Raw genomic sequence first — 14,369 nt, 5'->3', positions numbered from 1 at the left:
CGCCGTTGAGCCTTCGGCCGCGCCGGTCCCCCCCCCGCTGCCGCGTCGCCGCGGGTCAGCCTGACTGCCGGAGTGGTCCAGGCCCCCGTCACGCCAGCCGTTTCCGCACCAATCCCGGCCCCGGCCGCACCTGCGGCGCCTCCTGTCGAGGCGGACCCGGATGAGGCGCCCTTCGCGCATGTGCCGGAAAACACGTCCTTCCCCGAGACCGACGAGGCCCGGATCTGCCCCCGCTGCCGCATCTGGCACGCCGCATGGCAGGGCTTGCACCGGCGACAGGGCAACCGGCAGCGCCCGGGCCGCTCGCGCGGGCCTCGGCGCTGAACCAGGCTTCGGGGGCCAGGCTTCGGGCCCGGCCTCCTCCCCACGTGTGCACCCCGCGGGTCAGACCGGTGTTGCCGGCAAATCGGCAGCTCCGATCGGCACCATTGACGACGACCTGCCGCCCGCGCCTTCGGCCGCAACCCTTGCCGCCTATGGCCGCTCGGGCAGGAACGCCCCCGTCAATGCACCGCGTACCGCCATTTCTTCCGCTCCGCCGGTGATGGCCGGAGATGACGCGCGGGCGGCTCCGACCGCCACACCGGCTGCGATACCGGGCGATCCTGTCGGGTTCGCAGCGCCAGTCCGCAACGGCGCAGCAACAGGCGCCGCTGCCAAGACCGCGCGCGGAGTTGGCAGCCTTGCCGGCCTTATCACCGCGCCATCAATCCCCGGCACCCGCAAGACCCGCGCGCAATCCGCTGCCGCAGGCCAGATGCCGGCCGGTGCCAGGCCCCGTGCGACCGACGGCACTGATGACGCAGCCCGCAGCCTCAGCCAGTCGCCCTTTGCCCCCCGCAACAGCAAGGGCAAACCCCGCTTTCTGGGCCTGATCCTGACCGCTATCCTGTTGCTTTGCCTTGCTCTTGTTGCGGCCTGGTCGTCTTTCTACCTCTCCTCCAACCGCACCTCCGGCGAGGAAGAGACCCAGTTTGCCGGCACCGCAGACGAGGGCTCAACGGTCAGCGTGGATGACGAGATGCTGGCCGACGGGCTTGACCCCGCGGCAGAAGGCGAGACGGCGCAACGGGTTGCGACCGCCACCGAAGCCGCCGAAGTGCCTGATGCAGCCACGGATCCGGCGCCGGAAACGGCGCTGGAGAGCGAAAGCCCCGCAGCGGTTGCCTTGCTTGATGCCGAGGATGAGATCTTCCTTTCCAGCTCGGATGCGCCGCCGCCTGCCTTTGATGCGCTCTCGCTGCCCGGGCCCGACACCTCGGCCGAAGCGCCACCGGGGGCTCCGATGCCGCCGCCGCCCTTTGGCACTGTCTATCGTTATGACGAAAACCAGATGCTGATGCCAACCGCTGCGGGGCTGCCAACCCCCGGCGGTTATATGCTTTTCGATGGTAAGCCGCCGCGCGTGCCACCGCCGCGCAGCGCCGCAGCCACCGCCGCAGCTGAAGCCGCCCGTGCCGCCACCGCAGCCGCCTCTGCCCCCGCAGCGGAAGCCGCCTCCGGAACCACTTCCGAATCCGCGCCGGGCACCGCCGCCACGACGCCTTTGGGCGAGACCACTGCCGCCCCGGCCGGAGCGGCGGGCAATCCGTCTCTGGACGGAGGGGCTGTCGGCACCGCTGCGGCAACCGTCACCGCCGCCACGACGGAACCCGCAGCCCAGCCCGATCCCGAACTTGCCGACCGCCGCCCCGCGCCCGTCCGGACCGGCCCGCAACCGATGATGACGCGGCTCTGCAGCCCGCAACCGCTCCGGTTGATTTCGCCAGCCTGCGCCCCCGGCAGCGCCCCGCCCTTGTCGAAGCCGCAAGTGCAAAGGCCCGTGCCGATACGGCTGCCGCTTCGCTTGCCAATGAAGAAGACGTCCAGCTTGCCTCGGCCACTGTCCCTGCGACAGCCGGGCTCAGCGCGGCCGAGTTGGCCAACCCGTCGCTCATGACAATCTCGCGGCGCCCCGCGGCGCGCCCGCAGGATTTCAGCCGTGCCATCGAGGCGGCAGTTGCCGCTGCCGTTCGTGCCCCGGAGCCCGCGCCCGCGCCGGTCGAGACCGCCTCTGCCCCGGCGCCCCAGCCGGCGCCAAAGGGCAAGGCCGCCGCGAAACCCGAAGAGCATGATGAGATTGACGAGCCGGAAGTTGCATCCGGCCCGGCACCGAGTATCCCGACCAAGGCCAGCGTCGCGAAACAGGCAACCTATGCCAAGGCAATCAATCTGTCGAAAATCAATCTGATCGGCGTCTATGGCCAGCCCTCCAAACGCTACGCTCTGGTGCGGACCGCGAATGGCAAATATCACAAGGTCTCGGTCGGCGACCGGATCGACGGCGGTCAGGTCAGGGCGATCACCCAGAATGAGGTGCGCTATCAGAAAGGTGGCCGGCTGGTCGCGCTGGAAATGCCCAAAGGCTGACAGCGCCAGACTGTTTAAGAACTGAAAAAGGGGCCGGATGATCCGGCCCCTTTTTCATGTCAGATGTTCGAAAAGGGCAAGCTCAGGCGCCGCTGACTCCGGCCTCGGCAAAGGTCGCCATGCCGGAATGGCAGGCCAGCGCCGCCCGGATCAGGCCAAGCGCGACCCCTGCGCCCGAGCCTTCGCCAAGCCGCAGCCCCAGGGACAGCAGCGGCTCTTTGCCAATCGCCTGCAAAAGCCTGCCATGCGCGCCCTCGGCGCTTTGATGCGCGGCCATACAGTGATCCAGCGCGCCGGGCTGCGCGCGTTCCAGCACCGCCGCCGCCGCACAGGCGATAAACCCGTCAAGCAGCACCGGCACCCGCAATAGCCGGGCATGCAGCACGGCACCGGTCATCGCGGCCACTTCCCGCCCGCCAAGCCGGCACAGCGCTTCGAAAGGGTCGGCCAGATGACCGTCATGCAGAGCAAGCGCCAGTGCCACGGCGGCCTCTTTGCGCCGCAAACCGGCATCATCCAGCCCGGTGCCGCGACCGCACCAGCCCGCAATCCCGCCATCATGTCCGAAAAGCGCCGCTGACAGCGCCGCCGCCGATGTCGTATTGCCGATCCCCATTTCGCCCGCGATGTAAAGATCGGTGCCGGGCCGCACAGATTGCCAGCCGGCCTGCAGCGCAGCGACAAGCTCCGCTTCCTCCATCGCGGGGGCGGAGCAAAAATCCCGGGTCGGACGGTCCAGGTCCAGCGCGATCACCTCAAGCTCTGCGCCGAAGGTCCGGGCGAGCTGGTTGATCGCGGCCCCGCCCTGGCGGAAATTCTCGACCATCTGCACCGTCACCTCGGCCGGAAAGGCCGAGATGCCGCGCGCCGTCACACCGTGATTGCCGGCGAAAACCGTGATCTGCACCCGCCCGGCCTCGGGCACTGCCCGGCCCTGCCATGCGGCAAGCCAGCGGGTGATCTCCTCCAGCCGGCCAAGCGCGCCGGGGGGTTTTGTCAGAACCGCATCACGCGCCCTGGCCGCCGCAACGGCGCCCGCATCCGGGGCCGGCAGTGCGGCACAAAGGGCACGAAACTCAGCGAGGGTGACCGGATCCGGGCTTTGCATGGAGTTCTCCGGGAAAGCGGCGCCATTACAAGACGCCGGAAAAGGCGCAGGACAGGAGCGGGAGTTGATCCCGCCGCGCCCAGCGGTTACCCCATGATGATGCGCCGTTCCAGCCGGAAAGCCCCGATGACCAAAAACAGCCCGCAACCCGCGCGCTTCCCCGCCGGGCGTATCCTCCAGGACCTGCCTTCGGCCTTTGCGCTCCTGACCCGGCTGCCGGTTCCGGCGCATCGCCACAGCGGCGCGTCAAGCGCCTGGGCCTGGCCGCTGGTCGGCCTTATATGCGGGGCGATCGGCGTGGCAGTGATCTGGCTTGGAGAGGCGGCAAGGCTCTCGCCGGGTGTGATCGCCGCGATGGCGATGGCCGTGATGGCGATGGTGACCGGCGGGCTGCATGAAGACGGGCTGGCCGATACCGCCGACGGGCTTTTCGGGGGCCGCACGCGGGAACGCCGGCTCGAGATCATGAAAGACAGCCATATTGGCAGCTTTGGAACCCTCGCGCTGCTGCTGGTGACGCTGGCCGCCTGGTCGGCGCTCACCGCGCTGATCCGCACCGGGCAGGCGGTGCCGGCACTGCTGGTGGCCGCCGCGCTGTCGCGGGCGCCGATGGCGGCGATCATGGCGGCCTTGCCGCCCGCGCGTCAGACCGGGCTTTCGGCGACAAGCGGCCGTCCGGGGCTTGCCACGGCGCTGATGGCGGTCGTGATCGGGTGCGGGCTCGCGCTGGCGATTGGCGGGCGGCAGGCGCTCCCCGCGCTGCCGGCGGTGCTGATCATCTGCGGGCTGCTGGCCGCCTCGGCGGCACGACGCATTGGCGGTCAGACCGGCGATATCCTTGGCGCAAGTCAGCAGCTGGCCTTTGCCGCCAGCCTTGCGGTCTTCGCCTGACGCCACGAGAACAACCGCGCTGGCTCTTGCGTCTGCGCCCACATTGGCGCAAATGACCCGCCTGTGTTAAGAAGCCAAATGAACAGCGGAACGGCCCCATGACCTCGCGCGAAGAAAAACGCCAGATGAAATCGGCCGCGAGGCTCTACGCGGTTCAGGCCCTCTACCAGATGGAGATTTCTGGCCAGACGGTCAAAGCCGTGAGCCGGGAGTTCGAAGCTCATCGCTTCGGTGCCAGCTATGAAGAGGGCGATTTCGCCGAAGGCGATACCGATCTGTTCCGCAGCCTCGTCGAACATGCGGTCAACTGGCAGGCACTGGTCGATCAGATGACCGATCGCGCGCTGGTGGCAAAATGGCCGATTGACAGGATTGATCCGGTGATCCGGGCGCTGTTCCGCGCCGCCGGGGCCGAACTGACCCAGATGGACACGCCGCCGAAAGTGGTGATCAACGAATTCGTCGACATTGCCCGCGCCTTCTTCCCCGAAGGCCGCGAGCCGGCTTTCGTCAATGCAGTCCTTGATCATATGGCGCGTGAGGCAAAGCCCGCGTCCTTCTGATCGGGTGCCCCCGGGCTTTCAGGAACGGGTACTTCATGCGAGGCTGAGCCCTGTCATGAGACCGGGAATCACCCGGAAGGAGATCAGATGCGCCCCTTCACTGCCTTGTCCCTTGCCCTGGCCACCAGCCTTACTTTCGCCGCAGGAGGTGCCATCGCCGCCGAAACCATAACCGGCGGCGAATGGCTTGTGATCGCCCAGGACGGCGTTCGGGTCAGCTATGAGGCCAGCTTTGCAATTGATGCAGACGGCCAGATCACCGGAAAAGCGCCCTGCAACCGCTATTTCGGGCCGAACCAGGCCGAGCTGCCGGCGCTTGCGCTGACCGCGATTGCCTCGACACGGATGGCCTGTGACCGGATGGCGGATGAACATGCCTATCTGACAGCCCTTGGCGCGATGACCGGTGCCGAGATCCGGGGCGAGACACTGGTCATGACCGGGCCCGATGACAGCAGCCTGGAATTTGCCCGTGATCCTGGGTCGAAATCACTGGTCTGCGATACCTGCGGCGGCTGATCCTGTCGCCCTGACCTCAGCCGAGCGCCGCCGAAAACAGGTCATGCGCGCTGTTGTAGAACCGCGCGCGATGCTCGGGCGTCTCCATCGGAACCTCGTGACGGGCGCCGGGATAGAGATCCAGCCGCCCGCCCTGCCAGGCCCGCATCCGCCGCAGGATCGGGCCGGGCAAGACGATATGTTCACGGCTGCCAAGCGCCACCAGCGAGGGCAAAGCCGGCGCCGGCATCCGCGTCATCCGGGCACATTCGCGCAACGCATCGCGCAACCAGCCCAGTGATGGCCCTCCAAGCCGCAGCCCCGGCTCGGTTTCCAGCTGCCGGCGCAGCCAGGACCAGGTCGGCGCGTCGCCGGTCAGGTGATTTTTCTCGAAACTGGTGCGCAGGATATAGCTTTGCGCCGAGGTGCTGGGCGCATAGCCGCGATCTTGCGGCAAAGCGAGCGGCAGGCGTTGCATCAGCCCGGCCAGCGGCTTGCCCCAGACCGGGATGCGAATCCCCCACATCGGCGCCGAAAAGGCCGTGGCCCGGAACGGCAGCCCACGCGTCAGCGCCCGGAGCCCGATCAGCCCGCCCATCGAATGCGACATCTGCATCAGGGGGCCGCTCACCCCCAGCTCCGCGCCCTCTGCGGCAATCCAGGCCAGAACCGCATCCAGATCGCGCTGATAATCGGTAAAATGCTCGACATGGCCCAGCATGGGATCAGGCAGCGCACGCGGCGACAGACCCTGGCCGCGCCAGTCCAGCGTGACCATCGACCAGCCACGCTGCTGCATCTCGCGCGCGGCGGGCCCGTATTTCTCGACATATTCGGTGCGCCCGGGCAGCAAAACCACCGTTCCAAGCGCCCCACCCGGCCAATATCCAAGCCTTATCCGCACCCCGTCCGATGCCCGGAGCCAGACCGCGCGCCCCCCTTCGGGCCCATCGGCAAGACTGTCGAACAGGGGTGCTGCTTCGCTCACGACAGGGCGGATCCGAGCTTCATCGCCATGCCCATCGCGCCGTCAACCGAAAGCTTGCCGGTCATAAAGGCCATGGTCGGGTTCATGTCGCCTTCGAGGATCGCCCGGAAGGTCTCGGCGCTGGCGGTCAGCGTGACATCCGCCTCTTCATCGCCTGCCCGCACCCCCTGGCCGTCCAGCATGATCGCCCCCTCGCCTGTGATGACGAATTTCGCCACGCCATCGAACCCGCCCGACAGTTTCGCTGCCAGCTTTTCGACAGCCTTGTCGATGAGGTCGCTCATGTCACGTCTCCCTTTCGTTACCCGGAGACCGCTGGCATTTCGCCACCGATCGGTTACGATCCCCTATATGAAAGCGCAGTTCCGGTTTCACAATCATATCGTTGCGGCAATATTTCCGCTGGTCCTGTCGCTTTTCGCGGCCCAGAGCGGATTTGCCCAGGATGCAGGCAAGCTCGACGATCTCTATAACCGGCTGAAGGACGCCGATGAAGGCGCCGCCCTCAGGATCGAAGGTGAGATATTCACCGAATCGGGCAAATCTGGCTCGGCAACCATCGACATCCTGATGCGGCGCGGCTCCGAGGCGCTGGAGGCCGGCAAGAGTGCCGCCGCAATCGAACATCTGACCGCAGCGGTCGATCATGCGCCGGATTTCATCGAGGCCCGCGCCACCCGCGCGGTGGCCTATTATTCCGATGGCGAGATCGGCCCGGCCATTGCAGATCTCGGCTGGGTGTTGGAACATGAGCCACGCCATTTCGTGGCCTGGTCCATCCTTGGCACCATTCTCGAGGAATCGAATATGCCGGAACGCGCCCTTGCCGCCTATCGGTCGGCTGCGGCCATTCATCCGCATATCCCCGAGGTGAAGGACGCCATCGGCCGGCTGGAAAAACAACTCGAGGGCCAGGCCCTCTGACTGCGGGAAACCTGATCTGATGGATGCCCGTAGTAAAGACGAGCGTGGCCGGGTAACGGCGCTGCTCGGACCGACCAATACCGGCAAGACCCACCACGCGATCGAGCGGATGCTGACGCACCGGACCGGTGTGATCGGCCTGCCGCTGCGTCTGCTGGCGCGCGAAGTCTATGAGCGTGTCGTGGCAAAAGCGGGCGTCAGCCGGGTGGCGCTGGTCACCGGCGAAGAGCGCATCATCCCCGATCGCACCCAGTACTGGGTCGCCACAACCGAGGCGATGCCGCTGGAGATCGGCGCCGATTTCGTCTGTGTCGATGAGATCCAGCTGGCCTCCGACCCCGAACGCGGTCACGTCTTCACCCACCGCCTGCTCCATGCGCGCGGCCTGATCGAGACGCTGTTTCTGGGATCTGACACGATGCGCGGCGCGATTGCCGGGCTGGTGCAGAACCACTCTTACGTCAAACGCGACCGTTTCTCGACTTTGACCTGGTCTGGTTCGAAAAAGATAAGCCGGATGCCGGAAAGATCGGCAATTGTCGGCTTTTCTGTTGAAAATGTATATGCGATTGCCGAGCTGATCCGCCGCCAGAAGGGCGGCTGCGCGGTGGTGATGGGCGCCCTTTCGCCCCGCACCCGCAACGCCCAGGTCGAACTTTATCAAAATGGCGATGTCGATTATCTGGTTGCAACCGATGCCATCGGCATGGGGCTGAACCTCGACATCAAACATGTGGCCTTTTCCTCCACCTCGAAATTCGATGGTCGCCGGATGCGGGCGCTTCTGCCCCAGGAAATCGCCCAGATCGCAGGCCGCGCCGGGCGCCATACCGAGAATGGCACGTTCGGCGTCACCGGCGAGGCGCGGCCGTTTTCTTCGGAACTGATCGACCAGATCGAGGCACATAAGTTCGCCCCCGTCAAAAAACTGATGTGGAGGAATGCCGATCTCGATTTCGGATCGGCCAGCCATCTGATCCGCTCGCTGGAGCAGCCAACCTTCAATGACTGGCTGTCGCGCGCCCGCGACGCCGATGACGTCGTGGCGTTGAAGGCCCTGTCTGCAATGCCTGAGGTCCAGGACAGACTGACCAGTCCGAAACGCGTGATGCTCCTCTGGGATGTCTGCCGCATCCCCGATTTCCGCAATATTTCGGAAACCGATCACCACACCCTGCTGGCGCGGATTTTCGACTTTCTCGTCGGGCGCGGCATTGGCGGCGGGCGCATCCCGTCGGACTGGCTGGCAAAGGCCGTGGCCCGGATCGACAAAACCGATGGCGATATCGACCAGATTTCGCGCCGCCTGGCACATATCCGCACCTGGACCTACGTTGCGCAGCGCAAAAACTGGGTGGATGACGAATCCCATTGGCGGGGAGAGACCCGCGCGGTAGAAGACCGCCTGTCAGATGCGCTGCACCAGCGGCTGACGCAACGATTTGTCGACCGGCGGACAAGCGTATTGCTTCGCCGGTTGAAGCAGAAGGAGGACCTCGTGGCAGAGGTGAATGACAAAGGCGAAGTGACCATCGAGGGCCAGTTCACCGGCAAGCTCGAAGGGTTCCGCTTCCAGCAGGACGCAAGCGCATCGGCAGATGAGGGCAAGACCCTCCGTCAGGCCGCAATCCAGGCGCTGAGGCCTGAATTCAGCCTGCGCGCGGACCGCTTTTACAACGCGCCCGACACCGAGATGGATTTCACCGAGCAGGGGGGCCTGATGTGGGGCAACTCGGCGGTGGGCAAGCTCGTCAAGGGCGCCGATCCGCTGAAGCCCTCGGTCGAGGCTTTCGTTGATGAGGAAGCCGGCGATGACGTGATCGAAAAGGTCCGCCGCCGGTTGCAGCATTTCATCGACCGCAAAGTCGCCGCGCTTTATGAGCCGCTGCTGGCTCTGGGCCGCGACGAGACGCTGACCGGGCTGGCGCGGGGCTTTGCCTTCCGCCTGACCGAAGCGCTTGGCGTCATCCCGCGCGAGCAGGTCGCGAATGAGGTCAAGGAGCTTGACCAGGAAGCCCGTGGTGCTTTGCGCAAACATGGCATCCGGTTCGGCCAGTACACGATCTTCCAGCAGGCTTTGCTGAAACCGGCGCCGACCCGGCTGCGGCTTGTGCTCTGGTCCTTGTGGAACGGCCTCTCGGAATTCCCCGAAAGCCCGCCCCCGGGCCTCGTGACCATTCCGAACATCGCCGAAGTGCCGAAGGAGCATTATGCACTTTCGGGCTACCGCCCGGCGGGAACCCGCGCCATCCGCATCGACATGCTGGAACGCCTCGCCGATATCCTGCGCCAGAAAGACAGCCGCGCAGGCTTTGAAGCGGTGCCGGACATGCTCTCGATCACCGGCATGACGCTGGAGCAGTTCTCGGATCTGATGGGCGGTCTGGGCTATAAGGCCGAAAAGGGCGAGCGTCCGCGCGTAAAAGCCGCGACGCCCGCCGTGGCGCCGGAGGCCGAGGTGGCCGCCGCGCTGGAGGCCGCGATTGCCTCCGGTCAGCCGATCCCGGAAGAGGTCTCGCTGCTGGCGCCCGCGCCTGAGCCGGAGCCGGAACCTGCCCCCGAGGCAGAGGTCGGGGCAGAAGGTGAGGCATCGGCCGAAGCCACCGCCCCCGAGATGGAGGTCTATTACACCTTCACCTGGGCCCCGAAGCCGCGCTTCCAGCGCCCTGAACGTGGTGCGCCGCGCGGGGATCGTCCACAGGGGGACCGCCCGCAAGGGGATCGTCCGCAGGGCGAACGCCGCGAGCGCCCGCAGGGTGAACGTCGGGACCGCCCGCAAGGCGAGCGCCGTGACGGCGAGAAGTCCGGTGAGAAGTCTGGTGAGCGTGGCCCCCGCAAGGAGTTCGGCAATCGCGACGGCGGCCGTGACAACAATCGTGGTGGCAAGCCCGATGGCAAGCATGGCGGCAAACCCGGCAAACCGGGTCAGCGTCACGAAGGCGCCAAAACCTTCGAGGCCCGCCCGCCCCGGAAAGACAAGCCGATCGACCCCGACAACCCCTTCGCCGCGCTGCTGGCACTGAAGGGCAAGGTCTGAGCCTTGGCTAAGACCGGTGGCGGCAGATCGGGTGCCGGCAAAACTAAAGGAGGCCGGGGCGGAGACGCTCCGGTTTCTCTCGTTCCGGCCTCCGGGATCCGCGCGGGAAGCGAGCCGAAACTGCGGCTCGACAAATGGCTCTGGCAGGCCCGATTCTTCAAAACCAGGACCCTCGCGGCGCTGGTGATCGAAGAGGGCCATATCAGGGTGAACGGAACCCCGGTCTCGCGCCCGTCACGCGAGGTCGGACCGGGGGATGTGCTGACATTCCCACAGGGAAGAAATATCCGCCTGATCCGTGTATTGGGAACAGGTGTTCGCCGCGGACCGGCCTCCGAGGCACAGGCGCTCTTTCTTGACCTCGATGCCCCTGTCGTGACACCTCAACGCCTTGAATGATCCGGCCCACTGGCTTAACTGACGCCTCAGAGAGTGTTCCGGAACCGTCCCATGACCTATGTCGTCACAGACAATTGCATCGCCTGCAAATTCACCGATTGCGTCGAAGTCTGCCCGGTGGACTGCTTCTACGAGGGCGTGAACACTCTGGTCATCCATCCGGATGAATGTATCGATTGCGGCGTGTGCGAACCGGAATGCCCGGCAGATGCGATCCGCCCCGATACTGAACCGGATATGGAGGAATGGGTCGCCTTCAACCGTAAATATGCCGAGATCTGGCCGGTGATCACCGAGAAACGCGATCCGTTGCCGGGCTATGCCGACCGGGATGGCGAGGCCGGCAAGCTGGAGAAGTACTTTGACCCGGCACCGGGCGAAGGCAGCTGAGACGCCAGGTCAATCCAGGCTTCATCCCGCAGGCTCACATTAAATCCCGATATATCCCGATCGCGTGAAATTCCGGCAGATCCTTCGCGTTTCGCGGCGTGGTGCTCTGACCTGACCGCTCAGGACGGTTGGAATCGGGGTGATTCTGTGTTATGGTTCTTTCATAAACCATCATGGATGCCTGATTCTGCCTCAGGACTGCTCGCCTGAGACAGCTATTCTTGTGACAATATTGCCCTTCACCACAGGCCCCCGGCAGCGGGCGCTGCCTGGGAAGGGTCTTGTTCGTCATGACGAATGGTTGTGCGTGCGGAATACCTGCATCTGACCGAGGAAGCGTCTGAATGACCAAGTCGAAGAAGCCTGATTTCCGCCCCAACGAGTTCGTTGTCTACCCTGCTCACGGTGTTGGCAAGATCATCTCTATCGAAGAGCAGGAGATTGCCGGTTTCAAACTGGAACTCTTCGTCATCACCTTCGAAAAGGACAAGATGACCCTGCGGGTTCCGACCAATAAGGCGACCGATGTGGGGATGCGCGCCCTCTCGGCCCCTGATGTGGTGACCAGGGCGCTGGAAACGCTGAAGGGCAAGGCCCGGGTGAAGCGCGCAATGTGGTCGCGCCGCGCGCAGGAATATGAGCAAAAGATCAACTCGGGCGATCTGATGGCGATTGCCGAAGTGGTGCGCGACCTGCACCGCACCGATGATCAGCGCGAGCAAAGCTATTCCGAGCGTCAGCTCTATGAAGCAGCACTTGAGCGCCTGACCCGCGAAGTCGCCGCTGTTTCGGGCGTAGACGAGGCCGGCGCACAGAAGAAAGTCGAAGAAGTCCTGGTTTCGCGCGCAGCCTGACCTCTCAGACTGAAACCGGCCAGAAAGACAAAGCGGCGGCCTCTTCCGGGGGCCGCCGCTTTTAATCACCCGGTTCAGTCACGCGGGCACCGAAATCTTTAAAGATTTCGGGCCGGTTTCTGATCAGAAACCGGGGGCCAGGCGGAAAGCTCTGATCCCCTGCCCCGTTTCAGCGCCACTCTGCCAGCCGCGCAACATAGCGCGCCATCGTATCAACTTCGAGATTGACCAGATCACCCTCGGCCAGCTTGCCCCAGGTCGTGACCTTGCGCGTATGGGGGATGAAATTCACCCCGAAGTCACGCCCCTCGACTTCGTTCACCGTCAGGGACGTACCGTTCAGCGCCACCGAGCCCTTCTGCGCGATGTACTTGGCCAGCCCCTCCGGCGCGCGGAAGGTCACCCGCAGGCTGTCGCCCTCCGGGGTCATCCGCACCACCTCGGCCACGCCGTCGACATGGCCCGAGACGATATGCCCGCCAAGCTCATCGCCCACTTTCAGCGCCCGCTCCAGGTTGAGCCGCGCGCCCACATGCCAGCCGGAGAGATTGGTCTTCGAAACCGACTCGGCGCTGATTTCGACATCGAACCAGTTGCGCGGCTCTGTCCCTTTCTCGATGACCGTCAGGCAGACGCCCTCGCAGGCGATTGATGCGCCAAGGTCGATCCCCGCAGCCGGATAGGCGGTCGCGATTCTCGCACGCAGATCACCGCGTTGCTCCAGTTCGATGATTTCGCCAATATCGGTCACGATTCCGGTGAACATCGCCATCCCTCTTTGCCGCTTAAATCCTGACTGCAGGTCTATCCCCGCCGGCTTCCCGCTGGCAAGCCCCGCCACTGCCACCGGCGATTTAGGCCCATAGCTGCGACCATGACCGCGGCATGGCCCAGGCCGCGCCCTAATCCTGCCGCAAGCACCGGTAGAATTGGCCCATAGGCAAGTGCGGCAACACCGGATATCCGGGCCAGAGCAGCAGCGAAGTTCACAGATGACTGGTGGGTATGAAACCGGAAGAGACCAAACATTTTCTGTTGCTGCAGGGTCCGCATGGGCCCTTCTTCTCACGTCTTGGAAAGATGCTCAGCCATTCCGGCGCAAAGGTCTGGCGCGTCGGCTTCAACCGGGGCGACCGCGCGCTCTGGCATGACGGCGCGAGCTATATTCCCTGGCGCGGCCGCCCGGAAGACTGGCCGGCAGGGTTTGCCGCCATCATCGAGGAAAAGGGCATCACCGACCTGGTGCTTTATGGCGACACCCGCCCCAATCATGCCAAAGCCATCGCCGTCGCGCGCGCGATGGGCGTGACCATCCATGTCTTCGAAGAGGGCTATCTGCGCCCCTATTGGGTGACCTATGAGCGAAATGGCTCGAACGGCAATTCCCGGCTGATGGATACGAGCGTCGATGAGATGCGCGCCGCCCTTGCACGTACAGATACCGATCTGCCCGATGCTCCGGCACGGTGGGGCGATATGCGCCAGCATATGTTCTGGGGCGCGCTCTATCACTGGTTCGTCTGGGCCGGATTCTGGGATTATCGCAATTTCCGCCCGCATCGCGCCCTTACCGTGCGCCAGGAATTCCTGCTCTATGTAAAGCGGCTTTGCCTCCTGCCCTTCCACGCGCTGGAACGCCGCCTGGCCACCTGGCGCATCCGCTATGGTGGTTTCCCCTATCATCTGGCGATCCTGCAGCTGGAACATGATGCCAGCTTCCGTGACCATTCGCCCTTCACCACCATGGGCGAGTTTCTCGATGTGGTGATCCAGGGCTTTTCTGAGGGCGCGCCGAAACACCACCATCTCGTCTTCAAAGCGCATCCGCTGGAAGACGGGCGCATCGCGGTGAAATCGACCATCCGGCGGCTCGCGCAACAATATGGTGTGGCCAGACGCGTGCATTTCGTGCGCGGCGGCAAACTCGCTGCATTGCTGAACCATGCGAGGTCTGCGGTGACAGTGAATTCGACCGCCGGGCAACAGGCGCTCTGGCGCGGATTGCCGCTGCGCACCTTTGGGCGCGCGGTCTATTCCAAGCCGGAATTTGTCTCGTCACAGCCTGCCGCGCAGTTTTTTGCCGAAGGAAAACGCCCCGACACCCGCGCCTATCGCGATTACCGGCATTATTTGCTCGAGACCAGTCAGGTCGCCGGTGGCTTCTACTCCTCGCGTGGACGGCGTGAATTACTACGACAGGTTGTGGATATGCTGCTCTCCGGGCAGGATCCCTATGATGCTTTGACCAGCGGAAACGCGGCACCAAGGCAACAGTTGCGGCTGGTGACCTGAATTTCCGAAAACCAGA

At 64.8% G+C, this 14,369-nt stretch carries 15 protein-coding genes; 11 read left to right on the top strand and 4 right to left on the bottom strand.

Features of this window, described 5'->3' with window-relative positions:
• Positions 1-370 precede the first annotated feature (370 nt).
• Positions 371-1,939: a hypothetical protein gene (locus QNO18_RS07595; protein ID WP_283177191.1), complete on the top strand. Its 1,569-nt coding sequence runs from the start codon at positions 371-373 to the stop codon at positions 1,937-1,939.
• A complete protein-coding gene (locus QNO18_RS07590; protein ID WP_283177190.1) occupies positions 1,936-2,409 on the top strand; it encodes a hypothetical protein in 474 nt (157 codons plus the stop codon). Before QNO18_RS07595 ends, QNO18_RS07590 begins: the two co-directional genes overlap by 4 nt.
• An 82-nt stretch (positions 2,410-2,491) precedes the next feature.
• Here QNO18_RS07590 and cobT read toward each other — a convergent pair whose 3' ends face one another.
• Positions 2,492-3,517: a nicotinate-nucleotide--dimethylbenzimidazole phosphoribosyltransferase gene (cobT, locus tag QNO18_RS07585; protein ID WP_283177189.1), complete on the bottom strand. Its 1,026-nt coding sequence runs from the start codon at positions 3,515-3,517 to the stop codon at positions 2,492-2,494.
• Between the two features lie 126 nt (positions 3,518-3,643).
• Here cobT and cobS point away from each other — a divergent pair, with 126 nt between their 5' ends.
• The 3 genes from cobS (at position 3,644) to QNO18_RS07570 (ending at position 5,490) form a co-directional block, all read left to right on the top strand.
• Complete coding sequence (gene cobS / locus QNO18_RS07580) at positions 3,644-4,408, top strand: adenosylcobinamide-GDP ribazoletransferase (protein ID WP_283177188.1); 765 nt, start codon at positions 3,644-3,646, stop codon at positions 4,406-4,408.
• Positions 4,409-4,506: 98 nt separating this feature from the next.
• Positions 4,507-4,971: a transcription antitermination factor NusB gene (nusB, locus tag QNO18_RS07575; RefSeq protein WP_092895816.1), complete on the top strand. Its 465-nt coding sequence runs from the start codon at positions 4,507-4,509 to the stop codon at positions 4,969-4,971.
• 87 nt (positions 4,972-5,058) lie between these two features.
• Entirely contained in the window at positions 5,059-5,490 is a 432-nt protein-coding gene (locus QNO18_RS07570) for an META domain-containing protein (RefSeq protein WP_283177187.1), read from the top strand.
• Between the two features lie 16 nt (positions 5,491-5,506).
• Here QNO18_RS07570 and QNO18_RS07565 read toward each other — a convergent pair whose 3' ends face one another.
• Entirely contained in the window at positions 5,507-6,457 is a 951-nt protein-coding gene (locus tag QNO18_RS07565; protein WP_283177186.1) for an alpha/beta hydrolase, read from the bottom strand.
• The gene (locus QNO18_RS07560) at positions 6,454-6,741 is read right to left on the bottom strand and encodes an SCP2 sterol-binding domain-containing protein (RefSeq protein WP_283177185.1); all 288 of its coding nucleotides are present in this window, start codon (positions 6,739-6,741) and stop codon (positions 6,454-6,456) included. Before QNO18_RS07560 ends, QNO18_RS07565 begins: the two co-directional genes overlap by 4 nt.
• On the opposite strand from QNO18_RS07560, the gene QNO18_RS07555 reads away from it, so the two are divergent.
• The 5 genes from QNO18_RS07555 (at position 6,740) to QNO18_RS07535 (ending at position 12,061) form a co-directional block, all read left to right on the top strand.
• Positions 6,740-7,381, top strand: coding sequence for a tetratricopeptide repeat protein (locus QNO18_RS07555; RefSeq protein WP_283177184.1), 642 nt, complete (start codon positions 6,740-6,742; stop codon positions 7,379-7,381). The two genes, QNO18_RS07560 and QNO18_RS07555, sit on opposite strands and share 2 nt — an antisense overlap.
• A 19-nt stretch (positions 7,382-7,400) precedes the next feature.
• Complete coding sequence (locus tag QNO18_RS07550) at positions 7,401-10,418, top strand: helicase-related protein (RefSeq protein WP_283177183.1); 3,018 nt, start codon at positions 7,401-7,403, stop codon at positions 10,416-10,418.
• A gap of 3 nt (positions 10,419-10,421) precedes the next feature.
• A complete protein-coding gene (locus tag QNO18_RS07545) occupies positions 10,422-10,817 on the top strand; it encodes an RNA-binding S4 domain-containing protein (protein ID WP_283177182.1) in 396 nt (131 codons plus the stop codon).
• Between the two features lie 51 nt (positions 10,818-10,868).
• Complete coding sequence (gene fdxA, locus QNO18_RS07540; RefSeq protein ID WP_283177181.1) at positions 10,869-11,207, top strand: ferredoxin FdxA; 339 nt, start codon at positions 10,869-10,871, stop codon at positions 11,205-11,207.
• A 344-nt stretch (positions 11,208-11,551) separates the two neighbouring features.
• Positions 11,552-12,061, top strand: coding sequence for a CarD family transcriptional regulator (locus tag QNO18_RS07535; protein WP_092895804.1), 510 nt, complete (start codon positions 11,552-11,554; stop codon positions 12,059-12,061).
• Between the two features lie 169 nt (positions 12,062-12,230).
• On the opposite strand, the gene QNO18_RS07530 is transcribed toward QNO18_RS07535, so the two are convergent.
• Positions 12,231-12,827 carry a riboflavin synthase gene (locus QNO18_RS07530; RefSeq protein ID WP_283177180.1) on the bottom strand — a complete coding sequence of 199 codons (597 nt, stop codon included), beginning with the start codon at positions 12,825-12,827 and terminating at the stop codon, positions 12,231-12,233.
• Positions 12,828-13,066: 239 nt separating this feature from the next.
• Here QNO18_RS07530 and QNO18_RS07525 point away from each other — a divergent pair, with 239 nt between their 5' ends.
• Positions 13,067-14,353 carry a capsular biosynthesis protein gene (locus QNO18_RS07525; protein WP_198836758.1) on the top strand — a complete coding sequence of 429 codons (1,287 nt, stop codon included), beginning with the start codon at positions 13,067-13,069 and terminating at the stop codon, positions 14,351-14,353.
• Positions 14,354-14,369: the final 16 nt, after the last annotated feature.

Source organism: Gemmobacter sp. 24YEA27, from assembly GCF_030052995.1.
GTDB lineage: Bacteria > Pseudomonadota > Alphaproteobacteria > Rhodobacterales > Rhodobacteraceae > Pseudogemmobacter.
This window is presented reverse-complemented; position numbering and strand designations above follow the sequence as displayed.

Bases quoted from the DNA above. Each gene is read 5' to 3' on its own strand.
- QNO18_RS07555 (WP_283177184.1), top strand. From the start codon at position 6,740: ATGTCACGTCTCCCTTTCGTTACCCGGAGACCGCTGGCATTTCGCCAC.
- QNO18_RS07560 (WP_283177185.1), bottom strand. From the start codon at position 6,741: ATGAGCGACCTCATCGACAAGGCTGTCGAAAAGCTGGCAGCGAAACTG.
- QNO18_RS07550 (WP_283177183.1), top strand. From the start codon at position 7,401: ATGGATGCCCGTAGTAAAGACGAGCGTGGCCGGGTAACGGCGCTGCTC.
- cobS (WP_283177188.1), top strand. From the start codon at position 3,644: ATGACCAAAAACAGCCCGCAACCCGCGCGCTTCCCCGCCGGGCGTATC.
- cobT (WP_283177189.1), bottom strand. From the start codon at position 3,517: ATGCAAAGCCCGGATCCGGTCACCCTCGCTGAGTTTCGTGCCCTTTGT.
- QNO18_RS07590 (WP_283177190.1), top strand. From the start codon at position 1,936: ATGACAATCTCGCGGCGCCCCGCGGCGCGCCCGCAGGATTTCAGCCGT.
- fdxA (WP_283177181.1), top strand. From the start codon at position 10,869: ATGACCTATGTCGTCACAGACAATTGCATCGCCTGCAAATTCACCGAT.
- QNO18_RS07525 (WP_198836758.1), top strand. From the start codon at position 13,067: ATGAAACCGGAAGAGACCAAACATTTTCTGTTGCTGCAGGGTCCGCAT.
- QNO18_RS07535 (WP_092895804.1), top strand. From the start codon at position 11,552: ATGACCAAGTCGAAGAAGCCTGATTTCCGCCCCAACGAGTTCGTTGTC.
- QNO18_RS07530 (WP_283177180.1), bottom strand. From the start codon at position 12,827: ATGTTCACCGGAATCGTGACCGATATTGGCGAAATCATCGAACTGGAG.
- nusB (WP_092895816.1), top strand. From the start codon at position 4,507: ATGACCTCGCGCGAAGAAAAACGCCAGATGAAATCGGCCGCGAGGCTC.
- QNO18_RS07570 (WP_283177187.1), top strand. From the start codon at position 5,059: ATGCGCCCCTTCACTGCCTTGTCCCTTGCCCTGGCCACCAGCCTTACT.